Raw genomic sequence first — 7,942 nt, forward strand, 5'->3', positions numbered from 1 at the left:
ATTGTTCTCCTAAAGGCCGGTCTAGAACCTGGCGACGCCAAAACTGTTGGTTTGCAGCGGCCGCACCTCGGCCTCGTGACAGATATCCAGCACGTAACCGAGCAACGTCCGCGTGTCCCGCGGATCGATCAGCCCGTCGTCCCACAGGTTGGCACTGCCGTAGAGGGCGGTGGACTGGCTGTCGAGTTTCTGTGCGGTGACCTGTTCCAGCATGTCGAGCATTTTCGGGTCCGGCACCAGACCGTCCTTGAGCTGTTTGGCTTCGGTGACAATCCGCAGCACCTTGCCGGCCTGGGCACCGCCCATCACGGCCGTGCGGCTGTTGGGCCAGGCGAAGATGAAACGCGGGTCGAGGCCGCGCCCGCACATCGCATAGTTGCCGGCACCATAAGAGCCGCCGACGACAATCGTCAGTTTTGGCACCCGGGCATTTGCCACTGCTTGAATCATCTTCGCGCCATGTTTGATCACGCCTTGCTGTTCCGATTCGGTGCCGACCATGAACCCGGTGGTGTTGTGGAAAAACAGCAGCGGCGTCTGGCTCTGGTCGCACAACTGAATGAACTGCGCGGCCTTGCTCGCACCCTTGGGCGTGATCGGGCCGTTGTTGCCGATGACGCCGCAGGCACGGCCCTGGATTTTCAGGTGGCCGCAGACGGTCTGCTGATCAAACTCAGCCTTGAATTCGAGGAAGGTCGAACCGTCGGCGATACGGGCGATGATCTCGCGCACGTCATAGGGTTTTTTCGGGTCGTCCGGGATCAGGCCCAGCAGCTCGTCGATGGGGTAGAGCGGTTCTTCCCAGCGATGTACCGGACGCCAGGGCAACTGATCGTTCCAGGGCAACAGGCCGACGATCTCGCGCACCTGGCGCACGCCGTCGGCATCGTTCTCGGCCAGGTACTCGGCGGTGCCAGCGGTTTGCGCATGCATCTCGGCGCCGCCGAGTTCTTCGTCGGTGGCGACTTCCCCGGTTGCCGCTTTCAGCAGTGGCGGGCCGGCGAGAAACAGCTTGGCCTTGCCGCGCACGACCACCACGTAATCCGACAATCCCGGCTGATAAGCGCCGCCCGCAGTGGCCGAGCCATGCACCACGGTAATCTGCGGTAATCCCATGGCCGACATCCGCGCCTGATTGGCAAAACTGCGCGCGCCTTCGACGAAAATGTCCGCGGCGTAATTCAGGTTGGCGCCACCGCTTTCGGCGAGGGTGATCACCGGCAGTTTGTTCTCCATGGCGATCTGTTGCAGGCGCAGGGACTTTTTCAATCCGCTGGGGGAAATGGTCCCGCCCTTGATCGCGCTGTTGTTTGCCACCACGAGCACGCGGACGCCGGACACGTAACCGATCCCGGCGATCAAACCACCACCGGCCGCGCTGCCGTCCTTGTCGTCGTGCAGCTTGTAGCCCGCCAGGCTCGCCAGTTCGAGGAACGGCGCGCCGGGGTCGAGCAGCAGGTTGAGGCGTTCACGCGGCAGCAGTTGGCCACGCTTGTCGAATTTCGGCTTGGCTTCGGCTGCCTTGTTCAACAGGTTCTGTTCGAGCTGGCGCACGTGTTCGATCACGGCCAGCATCGCGTCGCGGTTCTGGGCGAACTGCGCGCTGAACGGGTCCACTTGCGATTGAATCACCGGCATGGCTTATTCCTTGTCCTTGAGCACGTCAGGTAAGTACGCGCGGTGAAAACCGTTGTACGACTCGCTGTTCGTAGCCTTGTGGATCGGCCACGCGCGCCCGCCGAGGCTGGCGGCACCGTCGATGCGCAAGGTGCTGCCGCTGACAAACGCCGCGGCCGGGCTGAGCAGGAACACAATTGCAGCGCTGACTTCCGATTCGGTGCCGATGCGTTTCAGCGGCACGTGTTCGCGCAAGGTCGGTATCACCGCTTTGAAAGCGCCTTCGTAAGTGTCCATGCCGCTGGACGCGACCCACCCCGGCGCCACCGCGTTGACCCGCACCCCGGCGTAACCCCATTCGAAGGCGGCAGTCTTGGTCAGGTTATCCATGCCCGCGCGCGCCGCGCCTGAATGGCCCATGCCGGGCATGCCGCCCCACATGTCGGCGAGCATGTTGACGATGGCGCCGCCATGCTTGCTCATGGATTGATTGAACACTTCCCGGGCCATCAGGAAACCGCCGACCAGATTGGTGCGGACCACGGTTTCGAAACCTTTCTGATTGATTGAGGCCAACGGTGACGGGAATTGCCCGCCGGCGTTGTTGACCAGACCGTGGATCGGCCCGTATTTGCGAATCAGTTCGCTGACCAGATGCTTGACTGCATCTTCCTCGCGAATATCGCACACGGCCCAATCCGCCTTGCCGCCGTCTGCGGCAATCTCGGCGGCAACGCTTTTCAACTTGTCGGCCTTGCGCCCGACCAGCAGCACATGCGCGCCCAGCGCTGCCAGTTCATGGGCGGTGCAACGGCCGATGCCGCTGCCGCCACCGGTGACAAGAATGGTTTGGCCCGCAAACAGATCGGTTTTGAAGATCGAATCGTAAGCCATGGCGGCAGTCCTCTAGTTGACCTGGTCGGCGATGCGCTGCGGCACCGGAATCTGGATTTCCAGCAGCTGCTGGGCGAAGGCCTTGCCTTGCGGGTCGATCCGCAGGCTGGCCACGCCACCGCCGCCGAGGGCGTTCTCCAGTAGAAAATTCAGGCTGTGGGTGCCCGGCAAATACCAGCGCTCCACGCGCCCGTGAACGGGGTCGAGGACGTGGCTCATCCAGTCGACCATGACCTCCGGCGTCAGCGCTTCGGCGATCCACGGCAGGTACTCGGGCTCGCGGGCCATGACGCCGATGTTACTGTGATTGCCCTTGTCGCCGGAGCGCGCGACCGCGAGTCTGATCAGGGCCACGCTGGCGTCGGCGCGGTCGCTGGGCTGCGGTGGGTCGAACGGGACAGGCAAGTCATCCGGGTCGAGCACATCGACGGCGGGCAGCGCGCAGGGGTGGCGCCGGCCGTTGAAATCAATGTCCAGCGTGCAGGCGGTTTTGTCGATAAGGAAGGAGAACAGCCGGATCAGCGGATACACCGTTGGCCGCCCGCCGACGATCCCGGTCAGCCCCGGCGCCATACCGGTTGCAGCCTGGGCGATTTCCCGGGAGAACACGATCAAGGCCTGTTTGCTCGGGTGACGCACAGCGAGTTTGATCACCACTTCGCGGCTGTCCGTGCGCTGGCCGTGGGGGCCGTAGGTGGCCTCGCTGCCGAGCAGTTCGATGTTCACTTCGCTGTAGGGCGCCCAGCCGCGCTGGCGGAAAATATCCGAGGTCTTGTTGATGATCGCTTCGCTGACCCGTCGCGCCTTGTCCACCGCATCGATGCCTGCAATCAAGCAACTGGCGGTGCAGCGGAAACCGTCCGGGTACGTCGCGCTGACCTTGTACTGATCGGTTGGCGGCAAGCCCTTCGCGCCATGCACCTGAACCGCGTTTTTGCCCTGTTGCTGAAGTTTGACCTGAGTGAAATCGCAGACCACATCCGGCAGCAGGTAAGCCCGTGGATCGCCGATTTCATAAAGCATCTGCTCGCCGACGGTCAGTGGCGTGACCAGGCCGCCGGAGCCTTCCGGTTTGCTGACGATGAACTGGCTGTCGGCGCTGACCTCGACGATAGGGAAGCCGATGTGTTCGTAGTCGGGCACTTCGCGCCAGTCGGTGAAATTGCCGCCGGTGCACTGGGCGCCGCATTCGATGATGTGGCCGGCCAGCGCCGCTTGGGCGAGTTTGTCGTAGTCGTGCCAGGACCAGCCGAATTCATGCACCAGTGCCGCGCTGACCACGGCGCTGTCGACCACGCGCCCGGTGATCACGATGTCCGCGCCCAGGCGCAAGGCTTCAACGATGCCCGGCGCGCCGAGATAGGCGTTGGTCGATACGCACAGGGGCGGTAACGGCGCGCCGCTGAACATTTCATGAAGGCCGAGGCTACTCAGCTGTTTGAATTGCGGTTGCAGGTCATCGCCCAGCAACACGGCGATTTTCAGCGCCACACCGGCCTTGTCGCAGGTGGCTTGCAGGGCGGCGGCGCAGGCGAGTGGATTGACGCCGCCGGCGTTGCTGATGACACGAATCTTCTGCTCGGCAAGTTGCCCCAGCAATGGGCTGAGGACTTCGATGAAGTCCCCCGCATAGCCGGCCTGCGGGTCTTTCATCCGTGCACCGGCCATGATCGACATGGTTATTTCGGCCAGGTAGTCGAAGACCAGGTAGTCCAGGCGTCCACCTTCCACCAGTTGCGCGGCAGCGGTCGAGGTGTCGCCCCAGAAGGCGCTGGCGCAGCCGATGCGAATCGTTTTAGGCACAGTCAACTGCATAGCCACCTCCCAGTGAAGTGCATCGAGACTACCAAGCAAGCGCTTGGTTTGTAAACGCCTGAAATATCTTCTGCCCGAGCGCTTGCTTGGTGGTCGTTGCCAGCTTAAATTGCCCGCGCAACCCCCGTTGTTTCAGCGGCGAGCGGCGTATTTGATTGATCGACTGTAGGAGAGAACGGGTGGACGAGCAAAAAGCCCTGAGGGTCATGCGCGAATTGGTCGACAACGGCCAGTTGACCGACCCGGACAGCGCCCGCGGCAAACTGCTGCAAGTGGCGGCTCACCTGTTCCGCAACAAAGGTTATGAACGCACCACGGTGCGCGATCTGGCGGGCGCCGTGGGCATCCAGTCAGGCAGCATTTTTCATCACTTCAAAAGCAAGGACGAAATCCTTCGCGCCGTGATGGAAGAGACCATCCGCTACAACACTGCGTTGATGCGGGCGGCCCTGGCCGAGTCCAGCAACGTCCGCGAGCGAGTGCTGGCGCTGATTCGTTGCGAATTGCAGTCGATCATGGGTGGCAGCGGCGAGGCCATGGCGGTGCTGGTGTACGAATGGCGCTCGTTGTCCGAAGACGGGCAGGCGCAGGTATTGGCACTGCGTGATATTTATGAAGAACTCTGGCTGCAGGTGTTGGGCGAAGCCAAAGAGGCGGGTTTCATTCGCGGCGATGTGTTCATCACGCGGCGTTTCCTGACGGGTGCATTGTCGTGGACCACCACCTGGTTTCGCGCTGACGGCAGCATGAGCCTCGATCAATTGGCCGAGGAAGCCTTGATTCTCGTGCTGGAAGAAAAACAATAAGGTTGTGCCAATCTAAGGAAACTGGCTAAGTGGCCGAAACCGCCTAGCTTGAATGCATTGATGCGTATTTTTTTGGGGAGTGGGTTGTTTTGATGTCTTCGCCAATCAGGACGGCTTCGCGGCTTTTGCTGGCGTCGCTTGCGGCGCTCTGGGTATTGCCGTCCCACGCTGCACAACTGGTGCGAGTGGGGGCGGCGCATTTTCCGCCCTACACCATTCGCCCGGAAACCGGTGTCGACACCGGCCTGCTGCCTCAGCTGGTCGAGGCGTTGAATCGCGAGCAAAGCGATTACCAGTTTGTCCTGGTGCCCACCTCCATTCCCCGGCGCTTCGGTGATTTCAAGCAGGGCCGGGTCGACATGGCGATTTTCGAAAACCCGGATTGGGGCTGGCAGGACATTCCCCACACCAGCGTTGACATGGGGCTTGAAGACGCCGAGATTTTCGTCGCGCAACGCCTGCCGGAACGACTGCAGAACTATTTTGTCGACCTCACCGGCAAGCGCCTGGCCCTGTTCAGCGGCTATCACTACGAATTCGCCAATTTCAATGCCGACCCGAAATTCCTCGCGCAAAACTACAACGCGACGCTGACCTATTCCCACGACAGCAACTTGTTGATGGTGTTGCGCGGGCGGGCGGACATTGCCTTGGTGACGCGCTCGTACCTGAGCGATTACCTGCTGCGTAATGAGAAGGTCGGCGATCAACTGCTGGTGTCCCAGCGCATCGATCAGGTCTATCACCACTACGCCATCCTCCGCCCCTCCGCGCCGATCACTGGCGAAGCGTTCGGCAAATTGCTGCAAGGGTTGCGCGACAACGGCCAGATGCTGAAGATTTTTGATCCGTACAAAATCGCCGTAGTGCCGGTACCGCGAAACTGATATCGCGCCACAGTATTTACGCACGTGTCTTAAATTTCCGGGCCCGGCTCACGTCACATCGTTGAACTGTCGACGACTAACGTGAGCCCGACCCATGCCCGATTTGAATGACCTGACTGGCCTGGCCCTGCCTGCCGAAGGGCCGCTTGTAGCGGATGAAAGCGAAAACCGCCTGCACCTCAGCCTGCAAGGTCAGCCGTTGATCCAGCTGCGCCTGACCCGCGAGCCCGAGTTACAGGTGCAAGTGGAAGAGCATTTTGGCCAACCGCTCGAACACGGCATCCGGGCGGCGTGTTATTGGCTGTTTGCTCGTGATCCCGCTTGCCAGTGCCTGACCTGGCAACTCGATGAAGTGCCCACCGATGTACTGCTCAGCGGATTGCTGATTCCCACCGAAATCGCCGGCCAATATCACTGTTTGCGCACCCTGTTCTGGCAAATAGCTCAGCCATGGCTGGGTGAATCGCTGGTCGTCAGTTATCCGCAGCATAGGGTCATCAGCAACGGCAAGCGTCATCCGCTGCGCCCACCGAAGCCGCGGGGCGAAGTCTATCGGCGTTTTGATGCGCGCCTCGGTGCCTGGATTTCCCTGCGCACGGTAGACATTGAATTGGACCTGGAGCGTTTCAATCGCTGGCAGAACAGCCCGCGCGTGGCGAGTTTCTGGCAGGAGGAGGGCAGTCTCGAACAGCATCGCGACTACCTGGAAAAACTGGCGGCGGACCCGCACACGGTCACCCTGGTCGGCTGTTTCGATGATCAGCCGTTTGCCTACTTCGAAGCGTATTGGGCCAGGGAAGATCGCATCGCGCCGTTCTATGACGTCGATGATTACGACCGGGGCATCCACATGCTGGTGGGTGAAGAAAACCACCGGGGGCCGCACAAAGTGGCGAGCTGGTTATCGGCGCTGGTGCATTACCTGTTTCTTGACGACCCGCGCACGCAACGGGTGGTGGCCGAGCCTCGCGCGGATAACGCGAAGATGATCGGGCACATGCAGGGGCAGGGTTTTTACTGCGAGAAAGAGTTCGACTTCCCGCACAAGCGGGCGGCGTTGATGGCGGTGGGGCGGGAGCGGTTTTTTGATCGGTGCCGGTTGGCTTGATGTTTATGGCTCAAGACCTGTACTGGTCTTGAGTCAGCCATCGCGAGCAGGCTCACGCCTACATTGGATCTATGGTGAACACACTATTCGTGAACACTGGAGATCTATTGTAGGAGTGAGCCTGCTCGCGATGGGGGCACCACAGAATCCAGATCCTAACGACGAGCAAAAGTATCCGCCCGACTCCCCGACACCTTGCGGCAATGCACCAGCGCATCACGAATCATGAAGTTCACCAGCGTCGGCGATACGCCGAGTTCCTTGGCGATGTCCTTCTGCGGCACCCCGTGCAGGCGGTACATCTCAAAGGCGTAGCGGGTGCGGCTTGGCAGCTCCGTCAGCGCATCGGCAATGTGCTCAAGAGTCGAGAAGTTGATGTGCGAGGTTTCGGGTGAAGCACCTTGGATCACCACGTTCAGACCTTCCTCTTCAGGGCCGGAATACTTCTGCTCCAGCGCCTGCTTGCGGTAGTGGTCGATCGCCAGGTTGCGCACGATCTGGAACAGGTAGCTGAGCTGCGCCTTGAACGAGGAGGTGATCGCCGGTGCGGATTGCAGCCGGAAAAAGGCATCCTGCACTACGTCTTCGGCGCGTGACCGGCAACCGGTAATGCGGGCTGCAATCTTGACCAGAATCAGTCGATTGTCGACGAAGGCCTGAAGTAGCGGTGAATCGCACCTGCTTGTGGATACTTGTTCCGTCATGGAAATCACCCTGCTGCCAATAGGTTGGTGGGACGGCACGAAACCTGTGCCGCCCGACACGTCGAGCGACAAATTAGGCTGAATGATAATGATTGTCAATTGAGAAAGAGA

Annotated in this window: 7 protein-coding genes; 3 read left to right on the top strand and 4 right to left on the bottom strand. The window is 60.9% G+C overall.

All coding sequences use genetic code 11. From position 1 onward, the window contains the following. Window positions 1–21: 21 nt before the first annotated feature. From atuC to H8F22_RS23070, 3 genes are read right to left on the bottom strand one after another with little or no spacing between them, the layout of a single operon-like run. Window positions 22–1,638 carry a geranyl-CoA carboxylase subunit beta gene (gene atuC / locus H8F22_RS23060; protein ID WP_194940720.1) on the bottom strand — a complete coding sequence of 539 codons (1,617 nt, stop codon included), beginning with the start codon at window positions 1,636–1,638 and terminating at the stop codon, window positions 22–24. Window positions 1,639–1,641: 3 nt separating this feature from the next. Continuing rightward, window positions 1,642–2,511 (bottom strand): SDR family oxidoreductase, encoded by an 870-nt coding sequence (locus H8F22_RS23065; protein ID WP_194940721.1) that lies wholly within the window; start codon window positions 2,509–2,511, stop codon window positions 1,642–1,644. 12 nt (window positions 2,512–2,523) lie between these two features. After that, window positions 2,524–4,314 (bottom strand): acyclic terpene utilization AtuA family protein, encoded by a 1,791-nt coding sequence (locus H8F22_RS23070; protein WP_194940737.1) that lies wholly within the window; start codon window positions 4,312–4,314, stop codon window positions 2,524–2,526. 191 nt (window positions 4,315–4,505) lie between these two features. Here H8F22_RS23070 and H8F22_RS23075 point away from each other — a divergent pair, with 191 nt between their 5' ends. The 3 genes from H8F22_RS23075 to H8F22_RS23085 all read left to right on the top strand — a co-directional run bounded on the left by H8F22_RS23075 (window position 4,506) and on the right by H8F22_RS23085 (window position 7,127). Beyond that, a complete protein-coding gene (locus tag H8F22_RS23075; RefSeq protein WP_027925767.1) occupies window positions 4,506–5,132 on the top strand; it encodes a TetR/AcrR family transcriptional regulator in 627 nt (208 codons plus the stop codon). Between the two features lie 92 nt (window positions 5,133–5,224). Continuing rightward, a complete protein-coding gene (locus H8F22_RS23080) occupies window positions 5,225–6,019 on the top strand; it encodes a substrate-binding periplasmic protein (protein ID WP_027925768.1) in 795 nt (264 codons plus the stop codon). A gap of 94 nt (window positions 6,020–6,113) precedes the next feature. After that, on the top strand, window positions 6,114–7,127 hold the full coding sequence (locus H8F22_RS23085) for a GNAT family N-acetyltransferase (RefSeq protein WP_194940722.1): 1,014 nt from the start codon (window positions 6,114–6,116) through the stop codon (window positions 7,125–7,127). A 155-nt stretch (window positions 7,128–7,282) separates the two neighbouring features. Here the strand turns inward: H8F22_RS23085 and H8F22_RS23090 are convergent, their stop codons facing one another. Continuing rightward, on the bottom strand, window positions 7,283–7,831 hold the full coding sequence (locus H8F22_RS23090) for an RNA polymerase factor sigma-70 (protein WP_027925770.1): 549 nt from the start codon (window positions 7,829–7,831) through the stop codon (window positions 7,283–7,285). Window positions 7,832–7,942: the final 111 nt, after the last annotated feature.

This window comes from Pseudomonas mucoides (genome assembly GCF_015461845.1).
Taxonomy (GTDB): Bacteria; Pseudomonadota; Gammaproteobacteria; order Pseudomonadales; family Pseudomonadaceae; genus Aquipseudomonas; species Aquipseudomonas mucoides.

Coding starts and splice junctions, on each gene's coding strand:
- atuC (WP_194940720.1), bottom strand. CDS start 1,638: ATGCCGGTGATTCAATCGCAAGTGGACCCGTTCAGCGCGCAGTTCGCC.
- H8F22_RS23080 (WP_027925768.1), top strand. CDS start 5,225: ATGTCTTCGCCAATCAGGACGGCTTCGCGGCTTTTGCTGGCGTCGCTT.
- H8F22_RS23090 (WP_027925770.1), bottom strand. CDS start 7,831: ATGACGGAACAAGTATCCACAAGCAGGTGCGATTCACCGCTACTTCAG.
- H8F22_RS23065 (WP_194940721.1), bottom strand. CDS start 2,511: ATGGCTTACGATTCGATCTTCAAAACCGATCTGTTTGCGGGCCAAACC.
- H8F22_RS23085 (WP_194940722.1), top strand. CDS start 6,114: ATGCCCGATTTGAATGACCTGACTGGCCTGGCCCTGCCTGCCGAAGGG.